The 20,047-nt window shown below is 57.8% G+C and carries 18 protein-coding genes and 1 other RNA gene; 13 read left to right on the plus strand and 6 right to left on the minus strand.

Going from position 1 to position 20,047, the window contains the following annotated elements; genetic code table 11:
- Nucleotides 1-26: 26 nt before the first annotated feature.
- Together dcd and ACZ5AL_RS05515 are read right to left on the minus strand one after the other, a co-directional pair.
- Nucleotides 27-581: a dCTP deaminase gene (gene dcd / locus ACZ5AL_RS05510; RefSeq protein ID WP_464512716.1), complete on the minus strand. Its 555-nt coding sequence runs from the start codon at nt 579-581 to the stop codon at nt 27-29.
- 56 nt (nt 582-637) lie between these two features.
- Nucleotides 638-1,324: a WbqC family protein gene (locus ACZ5AL_RS05515; protein ID WP_464512717.1), complete on the minus strand. Its 687-nt coding sequence runs from the start codon at nt 1,322-1,324 to the stop codon at nt 638-640.
- 401 nt (nt 1,325-1,725) lie between these two features.
- On the opposite strand from ACZ5AL_RS05515, the gene cruF reads away from it, so the two are divergent.
- The 5 genes from cruF (at nt 1,726) to ACZ5AL_RS05540 (ending at nt 6,307) form a co-directional block, all read left to right on the plus strand.
- Nucleotides 1,726-2,622, plus strand: coding sequence for a bisanhydrobacterioruberin hydratase CruF (gene cruF / locus ACZ5AL_RS05520; protein WP_464512719.1), 897 nt, complete (start codon nt 1,726-1,728; stop codon nt 2,620-2,622).
- Nucleotides 2,623-2,692: 70 nt separating this feature from the next.
- The gene (locus ACZ5AL_RS05525; protein WP_464512720.1) at nt 2,693-3,688 is read left to right on the plus strand and encodes a phytoene/squalene synthase family protein; all 996 of its coding nucleotides are present in this window, start codon (nt 2,693-2,695) and stop codon (nt 3,686-3,688) included.
- Complete coding sequence (locus ACZ5AL_RS05530) at nt 3,685-4,377, plus strand: acyltransferase (protein WP_464512721.1); 693 nt, start codon at nt 3,685-3,687, stop codon at nt 4,375-4,377. Before ACZ5AL_RS05525 ends, ACZ5AL_RS05530 begins: the two co-directional genes overlap by 4 nt.
- Before the next feature lie 52 nt (nt 4,378-4,429).
- A complete protein-coding gene (locus ACZ5AL_RS05535; RefSeq protein ID WP_464512722.1) occupies nt 4,430-5,110 on the plus strand; it encodes a hypothetical protein in 681 nt (226 codons plus the stop codon).
- Between the two features lie 72 nt (nt 5,111-5,182).
- Nucleotides 5,183-6,307: a glycosyltransferase family 2 protein gene (locus tag ACZ5AL_RS05540; protein ID WP_464512724.1), complete on the plus strand. Its 1,125-nt coding sequence runs from the start codon at nt 5,183-5,185 to the stop codon at nt 6,305-6,307.
- 1,070 nt (nt 6,308-7,377) lie between these two features.
- Here the strand turns inward: ACZ5AL_RS05540 and ACZ5AL_RS05545 are convergent.
- On the minus strand, nt 7,378-7,815 hold the full coding sequence (locus ACZ5AL_RS05545; RefSeq protein ID WP_464512725.1) for an acyl-CoA thioesterase: 438 nt from the start codon (nt 7,813-7,815) through the stop codon (nt 7,378-7,380).
- 521 nt (nt 7,816-8,336) lie between these two features.
- Complete coding sequence (locus ACZ5AL_RS05550) at nt 8,337-9,140, minus strand: tetratricopeptide repeat protein (protein WP_464512726.1); 804 nt, start codon at nt 9,138-9,140, stop codon at nt 8,337-8,339.
- 120 nt (nt 9,141-9,260) lie between these two features.
- On the opposite strand from ACZ5AL_RS05550, the gene ACZ5AL_RS05555 reads away from it, so the two are divergent.
- From ACZ5AL_RS05555 to secG, 5 genes are all read left to right on the plus strand, one after another.
- Nucleotides 9,261-9,530, plus strand: a complete 270-nt coding sequence (locus ACZ5AL_RS05555; protein WP_464512727.1) for a DUF2470 domain-containing protein — start codon at nt 9,261-9,263, stop codon at nt 9,528-9,530.
- 141 nt (nt 9,531-9,671) lie between these two features.
- Nucleotides 9,672-10,097, plus strand: a complete 426-nt coding sequence (locus ACZ5AL_RS05560; RefSeq protein ID WP_464512729.1) for a hypothetical protein — start codon at nt 9,672-9,674, stop codon at nt 10,095-10,097.
- 92 nt (nt 10,098-10,189) lie between these two features.
- On the plus strand, nt 10,190-10,930 hold the full coding sequence (locus ACZ5AL_RS05565) for an RsmE family RNA methyltransferase (RefSeq protein ID WP_464512730.1): 741 nt from the start codon (nt 10,190-10,192) through the stop codon (nt 10,928-10,930).
- Between the two features lie 64 nt (nt 10,931-10,994).
- Nucleotides 10,995-11,543, plus strand: a complete 549-nt coding sequence (locus ACZ5AL_RS05570) for an NUDIX domain-containing protein (RefSeq protein ID WP_464512731.1) — start codon at nt 10,995-10,997, stop codon at nt 11,541-11,543.
- 147 nt (nt 11,544-11,690) lie between these two features.
- Complete coding sequence (gene secG, locus ACZ5AL_RS05575; RefSeq protein ID WP_464512733.1) at nt 11,691-12,038, plus strand: preprotein translocase subunit SecG; 348 nt, start codon at nt 11,691-11,693, stop codon at nt 12,036-12,038.
- A 130-nt stretch (nt 12,039-12,168) separates the two neighbouring features.
- Here the strand turns inward: secG and rnpB are convergent.
- Nucleotides 12,169-12,598, minus strand: an RNA gene (gene rnpB, locus ACZ5AL_RS05580) — RNase P RNA component class A.
- A 9-nt stretch (nt 12,599-12,607) separates the two neighbouring features.
- A complete protein-coding gene (locus ACZ5AL_RS05585) occupies nt 12,608-13,384 on the minus strand; it encodes a zinc ribbon domain-containing protein (RefSeq protein ID WP_464512734.1) in 777 nt (258 codons plus the stop codon).
- A gap of 400 nt (nt 13,385-13,784) precedes the next feature.
- On the opposite strand from ACZ5AL_RS05585, the gene ACZ5AL_RS05590 reads away from it, so the two are divergent.
- The 3 genes from ACZ5AL_RS05590 to ACZ5AL_RS05600 all read left to right on the plus strand — a co-directional run bounded on the left by ACZ5AL_RS05590 (nt 13,785) and on the right by ACZ5AL_RS05600 (nt 19,923).
- The gene (locus ACZ5AL_RS05590; RefSeq protein WP_464512735.1) at nt 13,785-15,335 is read left to right on the plus strand and encodes an alkaline phosphatase; all 1,551 of its coding nucleotides are present in this window, start codon (nt 13,785-13,787) and stop codon (nt 15,333-15,335) included.
- A 327-nt stretch (nt 15,336-15,662) separates the two neighbouring features.
- Entirely contained in the window at nt 15,663-16,229 is a 567-nt protein-coding gene (locus tag ACZ5AL_RS05595) for a DUF4126 domain-containing protein (protein ID WP_464512737.1), read from the plus strand.
- 121 nt (nt 16,230-16,350) lie between these two features.
- On the plus strand, nt 16,351-19,923 hold the full coding sequence (locus ACZ5AL_RS05600; protein WP_464512738.1) for a methylmalonyl-CoA mutase family protein: 3,573 nt from the start codon (nt 16,351-16,353) through the stop codon (nt 19,921-19,923).
- Nucleotides 19,924-20,047 lie beyond the last annotated feature (124 nt).

A 20,047-nucleotide genomic window follows, 5' to 3' on the forward strand; every position in this document is an offset into this window, starting at 1 on the left:
CGACATGGTGCCCCTCACCCAGCTGGCTACAACCGTGGAAGCGTAATGCCACGCTGGCCCTGGTACTTACCCTGCTTGTCCGCATACGACGTTTCGGGTGGGTCGCCTTGCATAAAGACCACCTGCGCGATGCCTTCGTTGGCATACACTTTCGCCGGCAGGGGCGTGCCGTTGCCAATCTCGATGGTCACATGTCCCTCCCATCCGGGCTCTAGCGGCGTTACGTTAACGATGATGCCCGAGCGGGCGTAGGTAGACTTGCCCAGCACAATGCCCAGCACATCGCGCGGCATCTTGAAGTATTCGACCGAGCGCGCCAGCACGTATGAGTTGGGAGGGATAAGGATGTGATCGGTGGTCGTCGTTTCAACCAGCGCCCGCTCGTCCAGGTCTTTTGGGTCTACTACGCTGTTGAACATGTTGGGCGTGAACACCCGAAACGCGTCGGCTACGCGCATATCATAGCCAAACGAACTAAGGCCGTAACTGACGACCTCCTCACGCACTTGATGGTCGACAAACGGGTCGATCATGTTGTGCACTTCGGCGCGTTTCGCGATTTGGGCGTCGTTGAGAACCATAGGGGGTAGGTACTGTGGTTGGTATGTAACTGAATAATTTAAGACGACGGTCGGTGCTACGATACGTTAGACCGTGTTGGGGTGTTGAGTCCATCAGCCATGAGGCGGGCTGCTTCTGGACCGTAGTTAAAGATACAGTCGATTGCTGCCATGCCAGGTTCAAACCCATCGAAGTTTTGTCGGTAGGTCGGGTGCTCGTAGGGCGGAAGCACCGTGCAAGGAGCATCGTCGGGCAGGTCAAGCACATCGGCGTGCTCGTGGGCGACCCATAGGGTGCTGGCATCGGTGTGGGTGCGGATGGCGCTTACTGTGTCGGCCTCCCATTTCGAGGCGCGCACAAACGGTGTGTCGATCTGTGCAAACTGGCATGTGCACTGGGTGGTTGCTTCTGCAAGCACCTGCAACGACTCGGCAGGATCGGTAAAGATCGGCTTGAAGTCGTCTTCGAAGTATTCGAAGTACATGGTAGAGCGGTAGTTGTACATAAAGGCCCGCCAGTGGCGTTCGTGCCAGGGCACATTGCCGTCGATCATAACATCTGCCGTGGGCCGTCCGTGCTGGTGTGACCACATCGGCAGGCTGATCCATTGCCAGCCATTTGGGTTGCGCAGCTTGCTTCGGTTCTGGCGGGTGTGCCGACGATACGGCCAGGTGTCGGCCCAGACAACGTGATCGGCAGCCGCCATAAGGGCTACGCTATGAAGCGGGGGAAAGTATTCAAGGGGAACCAGCGCAACGGTCATATATACCTCCAACGAAAACAAAAACGAAGAGCACGTCTGATGCAACTCGCGGATGCTACGACCACGGGCACCGGTTGTTACAACGTAGTCAAATTGAACGGTTCTTTTTTGCAACTCGAATCTGGATATTGAAGAAGATACTTCAATGATGCATCGCCCGTGCAGCGTGTTAGGCGACCGCGTTGCTCAACAAGTTGCTGAAACAGAGACATTGTATAACGTGAGTTACGCAAAGATGACAGACTTGGCCATTTGCTCCGAATCAAAACCGGCGTATGTCGCTACCATGAATCGTTCCCCTCGTCCGGCACAGAACAGCGATGCTGCCGCGTGGTCGTAACCACGCTTGTGCAGGTCGATGCGCGTGTCTATCTCCACTGCTGTTGACTCACCTTCGTTGTATGTCTTCCTCTTCGTTTTCTATGCGTGGTACCCGCGCCACCGTGAATCGCACGTTCTTGTTTGCACTAGCATTTTTTGTCGGGTCTATTCTGTTCAGCCTACTGGGCATGTTGTTGCTTCAGGTGGTGCCGGCCTCGCAAGAGGTATTTGCCCCCTACCTGGCTACGCTGATTCGTGCCCCTACCTGGACGTTCATGGCCCTTTTGCCGGTATTGGCGTTCCTTATGTACGGTTCAGAACTGGGTTGGAAGCGCATGGCGTTTTTTGCGTTCTGGGGATGCCTGTTGGGCGGTTTAAGCGAAGTGATGGGGACGATGCAGTGGGTAACGATCGGCGACCTGGTGTTACCATTCGGCGAGTATGAGTACACCCAGTGGCTGGGTCCGAAGTTTGCCGATCACGTACCGTACTTCATTCCCGCCTCGTGGTTTGCCATGTCGATTGTCTCGTTCGATCTGGCACGTCGGTTAAGCGACACACGTTGGGTGTACCTGCTGCTGGCTACCTGCTTTATGGTGCTGTGGGATGTGTCGCTCGATCCCGCCATGAACGGCGCCGGATCGGCCATTGGAAGCGTCACCTTCTGGAGTTACCCGCAGGGCGGCTTTTACTACGGCATGCCGCTATCCAACTGGATGGGGTGGTTTATCGTAAGCTATCTTATCATGCTGGGGTATGAGTATATCGGCGGCGGGATGAATACCGAGCATCCATGGGCTCCCATGGTGTATCTGCTGAACTGTGTGTTTCCGTTAGGCATTCTTATGCTGCAGGGGATGTATGTAGCGGTAGGTGTAGGCGTTATTGCCACGGCCATTCCGTTTGTGGCGCTTGCATGGAAGCGCGGAGACGCCTTTCAGTTTATTCCTGCGCGTACCCCATCCCGAGCGGCATAGCCGTATACACCGCCTTCCACTCCTGCGCACTCCTGCTTTGAACTGCATGGATAGAGCGACTGCTTCTCCTATGTTTACCTCGACGTCTGACGACGCCTACATGATGCAGGAGCCCGATGTGGTGGCGCCTGACTTAAGCGACCGCGCGGAGGAAGATGCATGGCTATGGGAGTCGTTTCGCTACCACTCGCGCACGTTCTCCATGGCGGCCCGGCTGCTGCCCCGACGCGTGCAAGTGCCCGTGGCGGTGCTCTACCTGTTCTGCCGCAAAGTCGATTCCATTGCCGATCACCGTGTGCTAGAGGTCGGTCCCGAAGAGGCTCTTCGGGAGGTGCAAACCACTTGGGAGGCGCTCGACGCCACCCTCGATGGCCATCCGCCTGAGTCCATGCTCTGGCAGCGCTTGCATGAGGTAAACCAGTCGTTCGCACTGCGACGGCTTCCCTTCTACGAGTTGCTGGAGGGCGCAATTTGGGATCTGGAGGCCCGCCCCATCGCTACGATGGATGATCTGGTGGCGTACTCTAATCTCGTAGGCGGAAGTGTAGGGGCCATGATGTTACCCTTTCTTACAAATAGCGATGACTACACCGCCCTGGAGCCCGCCGCGCGTCGCATGGGGATTGCCATGCAAATCACCAATATTCTGCGCGATGTGGGGGAAGACCTGCGCCATCTCGATCGCGTGTATCTGCCGCAAGAGTGGCTCAATCAGCATGGCATTACCCTGCCTGCGCTTGCGTCAACATCCACCGAGTCGATGCCTGACGCGTACGTGGCGCTTTTGGAGGCCGCCATGCACGAAGCAGAAACGCGCTACGCCTCCAGCATGCAAGCCATCCAAACGCTACCCTGGGGCGTGCGCACAGGCATTCGGGCCGCGGCGCGCATGTACCGCGAAATCATGAACGAGGTGCGTCGGCGCGACTACGACAACATCCGGCAGCGAGCGTACGTAACGACACGTCGCAAGATTTTGTGCATCTGTACCGACACCTATGCGCGCCGAAAAGACCGCCTGAAGCGTGATGACGTGGCCGTACCGACTCCAGCATCATCTCCATGAAGAACCTCGCCGCAGCGCTCATTGGGGCCTGGATGCGTTGGGATATGCGCCGCTCATTCGATCGGGTGGTGTGGCACGGAGCCTGGCCCCCTGCGCTCCCCCAAGGCCGTCCACTGATCATATGCGCCAACCATCATCACTTTTATGATGCGCATCTGGTTTGGTATGTGCTACGTATGCTGGAGCGTCCCGGACTTGTGTGGATGCAGGAATGGAGACGGTTTCCCATCTTTGCGCCTGTAGGAGCCCTTCCGTTTCCTGCCGATGATCCCCGCACCCGAGCGTCTACAGTGCGTCGTACGGCACGCTACTTTCAGAAGCAGCCCAACACGGGACTGGTGTATTTTCCGAGCGGCACGTTGCAGACTCCTGAGGTGGGGATTGGACCGTATCCCGAAGAACGCTTTACTCGGCTGCACCGGCTCTACCCGACAACTCAATTCTGGCCCATGGCACTCCACATTACATGGGATGGCGGGCCGTATCCTGTCGCCCGTATGCGCGGCGGAACGGTTTTTGACTTGAATCACACGGAGCCAGGCTGTATCGAAACAGAGCTACGTGCGTTGTGGACTCAGCTTCGCGAAACAACAGACCCCAACACGCATCTGTTGATGCGTGGCCGACCGTCTCCAGCCGACCGTTGGAATCTGGCCTGGATGGCTCCCCTTTTCAAGCGCCTTTTGTAGCCCGTTGTTGCTTATGCCTCCTTTTCACAGCGTCTCATCTGCATGGTATCTTGTGCCATGGCTCCGGTACCTGCTTGCTGGCGGATTGCTTCTCGCTGTAAGCATTCTTACGCTCCCCCCCGTTCTCTATGCCGACGCCATGCCCGACACCTCACAAGTACTTTATGCTGAAAAGGATGCCGAGAGTTTACGGTCATTGCTCAATACGGTAGACGCAGACACCCATCGCACCCGAAATCTGCTGTATCGATACCGGCTCTACCCACTCACCGAGGATGCGTCTATTTTAGACGACCTGCCGCGTGATTTAGAAGACGCTTCAGCGAAAGAGTTGGCGTTGCTTTCTGGGCTGTGGGCCTACCGGGCCGGCGAGTCGTCTGCCTTCAACGCAATTCGGTATGGTCGGCGTTCGTTGAACCTGCTGGATAAAGCCAAAGAGAAAGATCCAATCGATCCGTTTGTGTTGCTTGTCGAAGGGCAGTCGCTGCTATACCGACCGTCTATCGCGGGCTCCAACCCGCACATGGCTGCCGATCGGTTTCAACAGTTGCGTGTGGTGCTTGAAACCCACGACGAAGCGGCCATCTCAAAGGAGGAAGCCATGATCTGGCAGTGGGTTGCTCTCAATGAAGCCGACAACGGGCCCGAGGCCGAGGCCCTTCACCAAGAGTTGGCAGCTGCCGATTTACCGCCTCTCTATCAGCAGTTTCTGGAGTCGCCTCCCCGTGTATAGTTAGCGGGACCGTTGCATGTGCGCGGTCACATCCATGCGCTCTCACTTAATCCCTCTTATCGTCCGATATACATGTCCATTCTTGCGGCGGTTGTAGTAGGCATCCACGTGTTCGTTGTGGCTGTGCTTATCGCCAATTTCGTATACCTGCGCACAACCCGTCCGCCACGCACGCCGTTTTCGGAGTCGGCCTCGTTGCCCACGGTATCCGTGCTTATCCCCGCTCGTAACGAGGCTAGCAACCTGAAGCGACTGTTGCCTTCATTGCTTGCTCAGACCTACGCTTCGCTTGAGATATGGGTGTACGACGACCGCTCGCTCGATGACACCGCTGCGGTGGTGCGCAGCTTCGACGATCCACGTTTGCATCTGGTTGCGGGCACGCCGCTCCCTGAAGGATGGCTGGGCAAGCCGCATGCGCTCCATCGCCTTAGTCAAGAAGCTACGGGCGACTACTACGTGTTTCTGGATGCTGACACGGAGGTGCACGACCCCAATGCCGTGCAGCACTGGAGCCGGCAGTTTGCTCAGCGTCCTGAACGGTCGTTGGCGACGGGGCTCCCGCTGTTGCGAGGCGGGGCTGCCTGGATCGTAAGCCTTGTGCCCAATGCCATCCTCACCGGACTGCCGTGGCCGTTGGTGCGGTGGGGGGCGTCGCCCTCCCTAAGTGCGCTGAATGGGCAGTTCTGGATGATCGATGCAGCGACGTATCACACGTACACTCCGCACGCCGAGGTACGCAACAAAGTGCTTGAAGATGTGGAGATTGGGCGCTACATGAAGCGCAATGGCGTGACGCCGTATCTCTGGGATGTGCGGCAGGAGCTGACGGTCTACATGTATCGCACCACCCGCGATGCCTGGCACGGGTTTCGCAAAAATGCCTACCTGCTTATGGGAGGACATCCCGTGGCCTTTGTGCCGCTGTGGCTGTTTTACACCCTCACCTTCGTGGTTGCGCCCTGGGTAGTGCCCTGGCTGTGGGCGAGCGTGTTCGGGCTGAAAGCAGCTACCGATTATTGGAATGGCATCTCGGTTCGCATCTCGCTTCTTGCTCCTGTGTCATATCTGATGGGAGCTCTCATTCAGTTGGATTCGGCATGGCATCACTGGACCCACAATGTGTCGTGGAAAGGCCGATCGGTGGGCAACGCCGAGCCGTCTGCTTCCTCCGAGTCAGCCCCCGATATTTCGTGACGTGAGGCAATGAGCGTCTGCGATATCCGCTCCTGATCTCGCGGGCTAAGGAAATCTGGTAGTGGATAAACGCTAAATGATAGGATGATCGGGCAACGCAGTTTTGTCTTGTTCGAACCCCCTCTCCCTTATTCCGCTTCGCTTCATCAGTCGCCCTCCGGGCTCGTGTCGGGTTTCTCCCCCTTTTCCAACTAGTCTATGCACACAACTCGAGATGGTGATAATCGTTGATCACGGGTTGCAATCTGGACTTAGTAGACCCACAAAAGTATCTTTGATTATGTCATTGCGAGGAGCGCTAGCGACGCGGCAATCTTGTGTCATCAAGCCGGGCAGCACCGTCCAGGTCGGGGGCATGAGATCGCCGCGTCAGTCGCAAGCTCCTTCCTCGCGATGACAAGGTGTAAATATATTTCTTTTGAGCTACCTTGTTGTTGACGGGATCATCAACGTATTGGCCAGAACGAGGGACGGCGCCAGCGGGACCTCGTGCGGCCGGTGCCTTTTCTGGATCCTGGATCGCGCTCGCCGGCTTGCTTGCCTGTCCTGAACTCGATTCAGGATCCATTCCCCCGACTATTACTGTGTCACACCTGAATGTTAGGGTATGGGGATCGTGCCAAATTCTGTGTCCCAGCCCCCTCCCAAAAAACCTGTCATGGTGAGCGCAGCCGAACCATCTCCCCGACGCTCAGCAGGCTCTGATCGATCGAGCGGCCCTGCTCATTTCGGAGGAGATCTTTACTCACTGCGTTCGTCAGTCGCTGCGCTCGTGTCAGGACTCCGCACCTGCTAGACGCAGTTGCTCCGCTCAAGATGACACCATTAAAACGGGGCGTATTGCAACCCGAAGATTGACCTGTGACACAGCACTATTCCCCGAGAAGACGCCCAGATGGGTTCTTGTTGTAGGATCCAATTGTAGGATCCAACAGTCTCTCATTGAACAGGCGGTGGAGGCAACCAACTTTAAATAAACAACATAGCGAAGAAAAAGTTATGTGCAAGGACTAGCCTTAGCCAAGGGAGAGATGTCTACAGGATGACGCCTGCCGTGCAAAGATTGGCCATTACTCCGCAGGCAGGGCCGCCCGAACGGCATCGGGAAGAGCGACGGGGCGTCCGGTATCGAATCGGATCCACACGATGCGGGCTGACCCGAGGGCAACCACCGTGTCAGGTGCCTCTTTCGTGGTAATACGGTAAAACGTTTCAATGCTTGAACGCCCAGGCACCGTACTCAGCAGGGCCACCTGTACCGTTGCGGGGTACGTAAGGGGAGACTTGTATGCACACTGCGTATGCGCAACCACCGGACCCTGTGCACCGCCCATTGGATTGGCATTCGGCAGTTGCTCCAACCATTCGATGCGCGTTTGCTCAAAATACTGCAAGAACCGGATGTTATTGACATGCTGAAAGGCATCCATGTCTCCCCAGCGTACAGGGAGCGCAGCGGTATACATGGGAACCGCTGTATCAGGAATTGCAAACCGAGAGGTAGACATAAGCAGGGGAGCGTGATTAGTGAAGAAGGAGCGGGGCGCCGAGTATTGGTTGGTAACCGACGGCGCGCAGCCCGCGGAGAGTTTTCGGACGTTTTCTAAGTACAGTCAGACAGCGTTTTGGGTATACCGCCGGTTCGACCGAAGCGCGCCGACAAAAGTTCGGAGTGGGAAAAACCGCCACTCATTCGCTGGAAACGGCCATCTAGGCCCTTTCTCTCCCCCGAAAAACCTGGGAAGAGTTTAGATTCGAAACCCCAAGTTGGCCCCTGATCTTACTTAGTGCCGTGTCACAGGTCAATCTTCGGGTAACGGTGCCCCTAACGTACCGAGAATAACTCACAATCTTGTCATTGCGAGCGCAGCGAAGCAATCTCATGCCATCAGGCCGGGTGCAGCCGCCCAATCCACGGCATGAGATCGCACCCCAGGAGTACTCGGGCTCCGCCCAGCGCCGCGTCAGTCGCAGGGCTCCCTCCTCGCGATGACAATTTCGGCCCCTAACATTCAGGTGTGACAAAGTACTAGTACAGCGACATGTCAAATGTACGGCGGTGGGCTTTCGTGATTGGGTGGTCAGGGCCCAAAAGCGTAAAGAGCGCAACACACGCCTTGCGCGCGCCATCGTCGTCGAGATCACGGTCGGCCTGCACGACCTCAATAAACTTTTGTACGGCGGTTTCGATGTGGTCGGTACGCAGAGCGCGTAGCGCCTCTCGATACGTGGTCGCTATGTCGGTCTCGGGCAGGTCCAGGTCGTGTAATAGGAGACGACTGAGCGTAGCCACGGCATCCCGACGCTGGCGCAAGTCAGGCGCTGCAATGTCAAGGCCCTCGATAAGACCGGCGGCGCGTTCGGGATCGGCGAAGACTTCTGCCTCGGCCAGCAGCAAGTGAGCCTCGGCATGGTCGGGGTTATTGTCAACCAGCGGAGCAAGCAACGAGGCTGCCTCGCTGCGATGCCCTTCATCAAGCGCAGATCGGGCCTGTTCTATCGTTTCTTTTTCAGCACTGGGCAGATGTTCATCTAGCCACTTTTCAATAGCATGCCGAGGAAGGGCTCCTGTGAACTCGGCAGCTACGGTGCCATCCACAAACAGCTTTACAGCCGGGATGCCGCGTACGCCGTACTGACGCGCAACATCATTGTGGGAATCAACATTCAGCTTTACGAGCGTCCAGTCGGAGCGCTCATTATCGAGTGCTTCGAGGGTTGGGCCCAGTTGGCGACACGGTCCGCACCAGGGCGCCCAAAAGTCGACTAGAATGGGTTGTTCGTAGCTTGCCTCTATGACATCGGTTCGAAAATCAGCAGCAGTGGTGTCCATACAATGAGCACAGGCTGAACGAAAAGATTGACTGACAAGTTAGACGAGCGTTACCGAAGAATGCTTCCTGGTTTGGCGATTCCTCATATTCTTTTTGTGTAATACAACAAAGTGGTTCCCATGTCCCTTGGTGATGCCGAGTCGCGTATTGTGGCTCATATGAATGATGATCATGCCGACGCCCTGGCAAACTACGTGGCGGCGTTCACCGACCATGCTATGCCGGACTTGGTACGTATGACAGAAATTGACACAGCGGGTATGACGCTCCGCATTAACGACACGACCGAGGTGCACATCCCGTTTGACCCGCCCCTTCACGATGCTAATGAGGCCCATATGCGCTTGGTTGAGATGGCGCAAGAGGCGCGTGACCAGCTTGCAAAGTAAGGGCGCAGGCTGTTAGTTCGTCAACGATACGTTTCGTTCGCATTGGCAACCTTCCGCTGCAGCAGAGGTACAGAGAGTACGTTCTGTAGCCCAAATGGGTACAGAGATGGTTGTTTTCTGTGGAGATTCGCGGTGACTGATATGTGGATGTGGTTGAAAGCGATGCTTGGGTTCTCACCGTCGCATACGGTGTCAATGGAATCGGCGCGTGAGCGTGTAGCTCGTGGGGCATCGTACTTAGATAAGGTAGATCCGACGTGGTATCGTTCGGTAGACCCGGTGACGTTGGAGCTATCCGACGGATCGCACTGTGTGCTTGGACAAATGCACGGCGACTACCGATTGGGGCTGGGTCGGTCTCATCTTTTGAACATGGGATCGGGGCCTCGTCCAAGTCTTTCGCCGGTGGCACATGGCTTTCAGGCACTCGATACCGAGTCCGACGCCGACACGGCCCACGATTACGATTTTCTGACGACGGCCTGGGCTGAGGCGGTCCGTAAACGCCATGCCGAGGATGATGCGTTAGACTACAGCGGATCTAGCTATATGTCGTCGCAGGCATAGAGTAGTTGGTGGCTGGTGCGTACGGTGAATCTGTTTCCGGGACGATGCGTGCGAAAGGTCGATCGCATTTGCTTTGAGTTGTCTGCTGCATCATGACCACATCGTTTTACGCACCTCCTGATCAATTTAACGGAGCTCGTGTTGTGCTGCCTCCTGGCGAGGCGCGCCATGCTGTACGTGCACTTCGCCATGAGCCGGGCGACCTGATTACTGTGGTAGACGGTACCGGCAGGTGGTATCGTGTTCGGTTGGAGGCTGCTGGCACCAAGCGCGTGGTGGGTACGGTGGTTGAACAGAAAGCCCACGTGGGCGAGCCACAGGTTCCTTTTGTGCTGGCGGTGGGATTGCTGAAAAAGCGGAGCCGGTTCGAAACCGTCGTCGAAAAGGCCGTGGAGCTGGGCGTAACCACGCTCGTTCCGCTAGAAACATACCGAGCAGAACGCAACCGCATCCGACGCGATCGCCTCCACAATATCATGGTGGCAGCGCTTAAGCAATGCGGACGTTCGCAGCTTCCCGCGCTGTCTGCTCCCTGCTCGTTGGCACAGGCCCTGGTGCGCTTTCCACGACTGCACGCCGTGTGCTGCCACGAAGCCGGCCCTGGACGGGTAGCGTTGCCTTCGGCTCTGAATGCAGATCGCCCTTCGCATCGTGGACTCTTGTTGGCAGTGGGTCCAGAGGGCGGGTTCACCGACGCCGAGGTAGCCACCGCGCGCCGGAGCAGTGCAACGATAGCTCACCTTGGCCCCCGTCGGTTACGTACCGAAACAGCCGCCCTTACGGCAGCTGGAACGGCGATGGCGCTGCAATGTGTAGAGGGAGACGATACGTGAGGCAGGTGGGGCCTGGTATGCCTCTCTCTCTTTTCATTCATCATTTGTCACGAGTTGCCGTTCTATGAGCGATCTAACCGAAACCTCGCTAGATTCAGAGTCGGTCTTTTCCGGGCGCTTGCTTCACGTATACCGCGACCAGGTAACACTGCCCGATGGGTCCACCGGCATGCGAGAATGGATCGACCATCCTGGTGCTTCGGCAGTGGTTCCACTGTTTGAGGACGGCACCACCATGCTGATTCGCCAGTTTCGGTTTCCACCACGGCGCACGTTTTTGGAGGTGCCGGCCGGAAAGTTCGACACGCCCAACGAATCCCCCAAGGAGGTTGCCCGGCGTGAACTGAAAGAGGAAACCGGGCTGGATGCACGTACGCTGGTAGACGCCGGGAGCTTTCATCCGTGCATTGGGTACAGCAACGAAGTGATCCATGTGTTCGTAGCGCGCAACTTGAGCCAGGGCGAGCAATCACTCTCCGATTCCGAATTTGTGGAGCCAGTCCGCCTGCCGTTTTCTGAAGCGGTCGCACGAGCTCGGGCGGGTACACTAAACGACATGAAAACGATTACGGCGTTGGTGCGTGCGCACGCCCTGATCGAAGACAGCAGGTAACGCCGTAGAGTGATCCTGCGAAATTTTAACGAGAGCCCGTCTGTCGTGAACACAGGCTCCGTTACATCATATAGGCATTCCCCTATGTTTGGCGTGCAGGTGCACGTCCCTCTTATATTTTATTGACACACAAAGTCTACTGCTGCAATGGCGTTTCTCATTACACTGGGCATTATTACGCTGATCGCGATCGTTATGACGATCGTCATCCTTCTGCAAAGTGGGCAGGGTGGCGGCCTAGCAGGCATTGCAGGCGGCGGCGCAACGCGTCAGGTGCTTGGAACGCGTCAGGCGCCCGACCTGCTTGAAAAAACAACCTGGATTCTGGGGACGGCCTTTATCGTGCTTTGCATCCTCAGCAACTTCCTTATCCAGAATGAAGGGCCCGACGAGAGCATCATCCAGCAGCAGGCGCCAACGCAACAACAGCAGCCCATGCCAGCTCCTGGTGAAGGCGATGCGGCCCCTCTCCCCGGCGGTGACGGCCAAGAGTAAGCACGTAGCGTAAGTGCGTGCCCACGGGGGTACGCACTTACACTCTGAAGGTGGCACACACCCAACTGTTTGTACAAACAAAAGCGGCAGCCCTACATGGATAGGGCTGCCGCTTTTTGTATAGATGCGACCCGTGCTGCTGCCGATAAGCCGAATTATGTTCGCTATGCCTGTGGAGTCGCTGCACAGAACATAGGTCGAGCACCATCTATCTGGACCTCGGATTGCTCCGGAGGCTCAAGCGGCCTACCCGCGTCGCTGTTAGACGGGCCGCCCTATCTCCCACATGGGGAGTGCGACGCTGCTTGGCCTTGCACCGCGTGGGGTTTGCCTGGCCGCATGTGTCGCCACATACGCCGGTGAGCTCTTACCTCACCTTTGCACCCCTTACCTGTGCTGCCTCCCAAAGAGGCAACCATCGGCGGGTCAGCTTTCTGTTGCACGTGCCGTCGTGCGCCAAGGCGCACGCCTTCCGGTTAGGAAGCACGATGCCCGGTGGTGTTCGGACTTTCCTCACCGCTCCCCATGACGGGCAACGGAGCGATGCTCTGGCAGCAGCACAGAGCCAATTAATCCAGGTTCAACTCATCGTTGGTTTCTTCAGCCGTCTCTTCGTACAACTCCTTATCTACAATAATGCGCCCCGTATGCTCGCACGAGATGACTCGCTTGCGCTTGCGAATCTCAACCTGGCGCTGTGGAGGCACAGCAAATCCAGCAGCGGCCCCCCGATGTAGCGGCACCACCGCACGTCCGTCGCGCAGGCGATCGCGTAGCTTGGCGTACGAACGCAGGTAGCGGTCATCCACGTCGGACTTGGCCTCATTGCGGACCTCCTCAAGGGCATTCTCCTCGGCTTCGGTATCCGCTACGACCTCTTCGAGCTTTTCTTTCTTCTCGTCGAGCACACGCTCAAGGTCATCAAGCTGAGACTGCGTATCCTCAATGGCCGACTCATTCGCGGCAATCGTCTTCTCAGCACGTTCAATCGATTCGCGCGCCTCTGCAATACGCTCCTTCTGCGTCTCAATTTCTTTCGTGAGCGCGTCGTACTCGCGGTTGTTGCGGACTTGCAGTTGCTGCTCTTCGTACTTCTCGATGAGCCCCTCTGCCTCCTTGATGTCCAGGTCGCCTTGCCGCTCGGCCACTTTGGCCTCTTTCACCTCCTGCTTGTAATTCTCTAACCGCGTCTGCAGGCCGGCCTGCTCATCCTCCAGATCCTCAATTTCCTCGGGTAGGTCGCCCCGCAGCTTCCGAATACGGTCGATTCGGTTGTCAATATGCTGCAGACGAACAAGAGCACGCAGCTGTTCTTCGATGCTTTTCTTGGTCTTGGCAGTGGCCATAATGTGCGCTTTAAGGGTGAGTCTGTGTACACGTGGACGTTGAACAGGCAAACTATAATCGACCAACGTAAACCCACGCCGTGCCGTTAAGGTTCGCCAATCCGCAACAAGCGGTCGGGTTTTGCGCAAACCCCACGTATCCCCCTGATTGTCGAAATGGGCGGATGCAGTGCAACCTCATCGAAGCGCTTTTCGTTTGGAGGACACGTTCGCCGTTTTGCTTAACGGTTTGATAAACCTGCAGCACAAACCCGTACCCATAGGTTCCACGTATACTCCGACAGATGGGCGCCAGGGCGTGAATGCGGCCTCGCACCGTGGACCCCTGCGGTTTCTATTGACGGGCATCGTTCGGATGTCTGAAGTTCGTTTTTCGTTTTCTTTGCCTTCCTGCATATTCATGGCCAACACGGATCATACAGACCCCTATCACCCTCCTTCCGAACCGTCTACCAACGAAACCTCCTCAGGAGACGATCAGTCCACCCCCGATGCTGCTCCCGATGGGCTCGATCGCCGTTCGTTTTTGCGACGAACGGCACTGTCATCGGCCGCGTTGGGCATGGGCCTGTGGGCGGGCGGCGATGGCGCCGCGCATGCCGAACCGGTACGTCCCCGTGCCGATGTTGAAGGCGAAGCCCGCAACATCATCTTTCTCGTGTCCGATGGCATGAGTCAGGGTACGCTCACTATGGCCGATCACTTTCTGCAGCGCCATCATAACCGCACGTCGCACTGGGTCGATCTGTACCGCGATCGGGCCGATGAGATCACCGATGCCTACATGGACGTGGCATCGCTTAACTCGCTGGTGACGGGCTCGGCCTCCTCGGCCTCAGCCTGGGGATGTGGGCACCGCATCAACAATAACATGGTGAACATGTCGCCCGATGAAGACCCCTACCGCACCATCTGTGAGATCTTTCGGGATGCCGGCAAAGCCACCGGGCTCGTAACCACCACGCGCATCACCCATGCTACCCCGGCAGGGTTCGGCATCAATATGCCGCATCGTTCGATGGAGGACGCAATTGCTGCGCAGTACCTGGAGCGGGGGTACGACCTGTTGATGGGCGGTGGGGAACGCCACTTCCACGCCGATCACCGCGACGATGGCGCCGATCTCTATGGCGCGTTCACCGATGCTGGATACCGGGTCATTCGCGAGCGCAACAATCTGGATCAGGCACTTAACGCGGAGAAGACGCTCGGTATCTTTTTTGACAACCATCTTCCGTACGAGGTGGACCGGCTGCATATTGACCGGCTCAAGCGCACTGTACCGTCGCTTGCTGAAATGACCGACGCTGCGCTACAGCGCCTGGCACAGCATGAAGAAGGATTCATTTTGCAGGTCGAAGGCGGACGCGTAGACCATGCGGCGCACTCCAATGACACCGCGGGGCTTATTCACGATCAGATTGCGTTTGACGATGCCATCGGCACAGTCCTTGACTGGGTAGACGGACGCGACGATACACTCGTCGTTATAACTACCGACCATGGCAACGCCAACCCCGGCCTCAACGGTATCGGCGATGGCTATGGGCTGTCGAACGATATGTTTGATCGCATCGCCGACTTTTCGCGATCAAACTGGTGGATCCTGAATGAGCTCGATGAGGATAGCCCGACGGATGCCATCAAGGAGCGTGTGGAGCAGGCTACTCAGATTGAGATGCGCACCGAAGAAGCCGAGGTGCTGCAGCAGTCGCTCCGTGGCGACTTTCAGGCTGTATACCGGGCTCGAAGCCGACCGTCGGCTGTGATTTCGGCAATCCAGGCGAACTACACAGCAGTCAACTGGATTGGCAGCATGCACACCTCCGACTATGTGCCGCTCGTTGCTATGGGGCCCGGTAGCGATACGCTGGGCAGCTTCGTGCGCAACACGGAGCTATTCGACCTGATGGTAGATACCGCGGGGGTGCGCGAATATGCCGCTGCGTAATGGCCCATGGATCAGCACCCTGTGGAAAGCTGTCCTCCGAAATGAGCAAGGCCGCTCGATCGATCAGCGCCTGCTCATTTCGAGGGAGATCTTTACTCACTGCGTTCGTCAGTCGCTCCGCTCGTGTCAGGACTCCGCGTCTCCTAGGCGGAGCCGCTACGCTCAAGATGACAACATTAAAACGGGGCGCGTTGCAACCCGAAGATTGAGCTGTGACAGAGTAGTAGTACCCGAACGAGGCGATGCATTTCGAACGCATCGCCTCGTTATGTAGTAGACCATGATGGCAATGACCACCTCCCGCTGACTCCTAATGATGCATCTACCATGACTCCAATCGAAACTGCGCTGGCTGTAGCTGTGGGGATTGGGTTGAGCGCAGCAGCTGGCCTCCGCGTGTTTATCCCGCCGCTTGGCGTCAATCTGGCCGCATTGTCGGGGTATGTGCCGCTGGCAGACGGCTTCGACTGGATGGGTACGCCCATTGCCACTGCTGCACTGGGAACCGCAGCACTCATCGAAATTGGGGCCTACTACATTCCGTGGATAGACAATCTGCTGGACACGGTCGCTTCTCCGCTTGCCATTGCTGCGGGGACGCTCCTCACTGCCTCCACACTGGGGGATACGTCGCCCTTCATGCAATGGGCCTTGGCGCTAGTCGCCGGAGGGGGCTCAGCAGGCGTTGTGCAGGGCAGCACCGTTTTGTTGCGTGGCACCAGCAGTGCAACGACCGGCGGCCTCGGCAATCCGTTGGTATCTACTGGCGAGGCAGGGGGAGCGCTTGTCCTCACGGTGCTCGCCCTGGTTGCGCCCCTGGTTGCACTGGCCTTGCTTCTCGGAGTGGGCATATACGCAGTACGCCGCATCCGATCAGGTCGAACAAGAGTATAGGGCAAAGGGAATCTGCATTACATTTGAAGAAGCAAAGGCAGACGCGCGGCAGGGCCTCCACCAAAAACCCAACAAACAAAATAGGCCCGGCACCGTTTTTAGAAGCGCTTCCACCATTCGTATGTCCGCTTTATGTAGCCCGGCTTCCCCCATGTCCGACGAGCGTTATTCCCCCGAGCATCCTGTTCGCTTTGTCACTGCCACGAGCCTGTTCGACGGCCACGATGCTGCCATCAACATCATGCGGCGCATCTTGCAAGCCACCGGTGTAGAGGTGATCCACCTCGGACACAACCGATCCGTGCAGGAGATTGTGGATACCGCCATCCAAGAGGATGCGCAGGGCATAGCCGTCTCCAGCTACCAGGGCGGACACATGGAGTACTTCAAGTACATGCATGACCTGCTGGAGGAGCAGGGTGCAGGCCACATCAAGATTTATGGCGGCGGCGGGGGCGTCATCGTCGAAGAAGAGATTGCGGAGCTGGAGGCCTACGGCATCGCCAAGATCTTTTCACCGGAAGATGGCATGCGCCTTGGACTGCAGGGCATGATCAACCAGATGGTGCAGGCGTGCGACGTTCCGATTTTGGATTTGGGATTTGGGATTTCGGATTCGCCCTCGCCGAAAGATGCTCGCGTTATTGCGCGCAGCCTCTCGAAAACCGAGATGGGCGAGCCTGCGACCCTCAAGCTGCCCGCAACGGCTCGTGCAGGTGCTGAACCTACAGACGCGCAAGAAGTGCAGATCGGCGGCGAGCAGCCCGCAAGCGGCGATGGGGCGCCACACACCACAGAACAGCAAGCCTCCAAAATCCAAAATCTAAAATCGAAGGCCCCAGCTCTGGGCATTACCGGCACGGGCGGCGCCGGGAAATCCACGCTCACCGATGAGCTCATCCGCCGCTTCCTGAACGACTTCGACGACGTGTCGATTGCCGTGCTGTCGGTCGACCCAACGCGTCGCCGCACCGGGGGCGCACTGCTGGGCGATCGCATCCGCATGAACGCGATCTACGGTGAGGGGACCGCCGAGCGCGTCTACATGCGCTCCTTTGCGACGCGACAAGCCAACCGCTCTACCAGCCAGGCGCTGCAGGATGCAATGGATGTCTGCCGGGCGGCGGGATACGACCTCATCATCCTCGAAACCGCCGGCATCGGGCAGAGCGATACGGAGATCGTGGATCTCACGGATCTCTCGCTCTACGTGATGACCCACGATTTCGGCGCGCCCACGCAGCTTGAAAAGATCGGGATGCTCGATCTGGCGGATATGGTGGCGCTCAACAAGTACGAGAAGCGCGGCAGCCGAGACGCCCTCCGCGACGTGCGCAAGCAGGTGCAACGTAACCGCATGCGCTTCGACGAATCGCCCAATGAGATGCCGGTCTATCCGACCATGGCGTCCCACTTTGGCGATCCGGGCGTCACGCGGCTCTACCTGGCGCTGGTCGATCGTCTCAACGAGGCGTTCGACTTCGACCGCCGTTCTAAGCTCTACAGTTGGGAGGACACGCCCGAGCCGGAGCCTGCCGATGTCGCCATCATCCCGCCCAACCGGCAACGCTACCTGGGCGAGATTGCGGAGACGTGCCAGGATTACCGCCAGTGGGCCGAGCAGCAAGTGGAGTATGCCCGCAAGTGGGGCGAAGCCAAAGGCGCACGCGAACAGGTCGACGACTGGGCGCCCGAAGATCAGGAGCAACTCGCCGGTCGGTTGGATGCGATGATGCAGCACTGGTGGGCCAAGCTCGATGCGCGGTGCAAAGACATCCTCGATCAGTGGGATGACCTGAAAGAAGCGTATCAACAAGAGGAGTTTACGTACACGGTGCGCGGGCGCGACATCACCGTGCCGCTCTACCGCGAGAGCCTCTCGGGCACCAAAATCCCGCGCGTCGCCCTCCCTAAAACCGATGCGCCGGGCGAGCAGCTCCGCTTTGCCCTCCTCGAAAATCTGCCCGGCTATTTTCCCTTCACGGCAGGCGTGTACCCGTTCAAGCGCGAGGGCGAAGACCCCACGCGCATGTTTGCGGGCGAGGGCAGCCCGGAGCGCACCAACCGTCGCTTCCATCTGGTATCGTCGGATGCGCCTGCGAACCGCCTCTCCACGGCGTTCGATAGCGTCACGCTCTACGGCTTCGACCCGGCCAAGCGACCCGACATCTACGGCAAAGTCGGCAACGCGGGTGTCTCCATCTGCACGCTCGACGACATGAAGAAGCTCTACTCGGGCTTCGACCTAGCCGACCGCAAGACCTCGGTGTCGATGACGATCAACGGTCCGGCGCCCATGCTCATGGCGATGTTCTTGAACACCGCCATTGATCAGCGAGTCGAGAAGTACCTGCGTGAGGAAGGCCGCTGGGACGAGATCGATGCGCTCATCGACGAAAAGCTGGGCGATGAACGTCCGGAGTACGTGCCGTACGGGCCCGACGGACGCGAAGACGATCTGCCCGAAACCCACGATGGAAGCGGACTGGGTCTGCTTGGCTGCACCGGGTCCGATCTGGTTGAGTGGGGTGCGCTGGATGCAGACACCTATGCATCCATTAAAGCCGATACGCTGAACGTGGTGCGTGGCACCGTGCAGGCCGACATCCTGAAGGAGGACCAGGCGCAGAACACGTGCATCTTCTCGACGGATTTTGCTCTGCGGCTTATGGGCGACATCCAGCAGTACTTTATCGATGAGAAGGTCCGCAACTTCTACTCGGTGTCGATTTCGGGCTACCACATCGCCGAAGCCGGAGCGAATCCGATTACGCAGTTGGCCTTTACGCTTGCCAACGGCTTTACGTACGTGGAATACTACCTGAGCCGGGGCATGGACATTGACGAGTTTGCGCATAACCTGTCGTTCTTCTTCTCGAACGGCATGGATCCGGAGTACAGTGTGATCGGGCGCGTGGCGCGGCGCATCTGGAGCGTGGCGTTGCGGGAGTTGTATGATGCGAACGAGCGGAGTCAGAAGTTGAAGTATCACATCCAGACCTCCGGGCGCAGCCTGCACGCGCAGGAGATCCAGTTCAACGACATCCGCACCACGCTGCAGGCGCTGATGGCGATCTACGACAACTGCAACTCGCTCCACACCAACGCCTACGACGAGGCGATTACGACGCCCACCGAGGAGAGCGTACGGCGGGCCATTGCCATTCAGATGATCATCAACAAGGAGCTGGGCACGGCCAAGAACGAGAACCCGATTCAGGGCAGCCACTTCATCGAAGAGCTGACCGATCTGGTCGAAGAAGCGGTGCTGCACGAGTTTCAGCGCATCAACGACCGCGGTGGCGTGCTGGGTGCGATGGAGTCGATGTACCAGCGTGGCAAAATCCAGCAGGAGTCGATGCTGTACGAAGAGAAGAAGCATTCCGGCGAACGGCCTATCATCGGGGTGAATACCTTCTTGAAGGAAGACGATGACGCGGGTGCTGTGGATGATGACGAGGTGGAGCTGATGCGCTCTTCAACGGATGAAAAGGAGCATCAACTACGCAGCCTGGATGGCTTCCAAACGCGCAACGCTGACCGTGCTGATGAGGCGCTGGCCAGCCTGAAAGAGGCCGCTCGCTCGGGGGGGAACACGTTCGCTGAACTGATGGAGGCGGTGAAGGTCTGCTCCCTGGGGGAGATTACCCACGCGTTCTTCGAGGTCGGCGGACGCTATCGCCGGAATATGTAGATCATAGGGTGGTGGTAATATCGAATCCGGTTGAAGCATTGTGGTGCCGCTTCTCTGCGGGACACCAGATGTACGTCATCCGTCGGCCTCGTGTGGGTGTGGACGGAGGAATGGATGGACGGAT

The sequence above is a fragment of the Natronotalea proteinilytica genome, assembly GCF_055379935.1.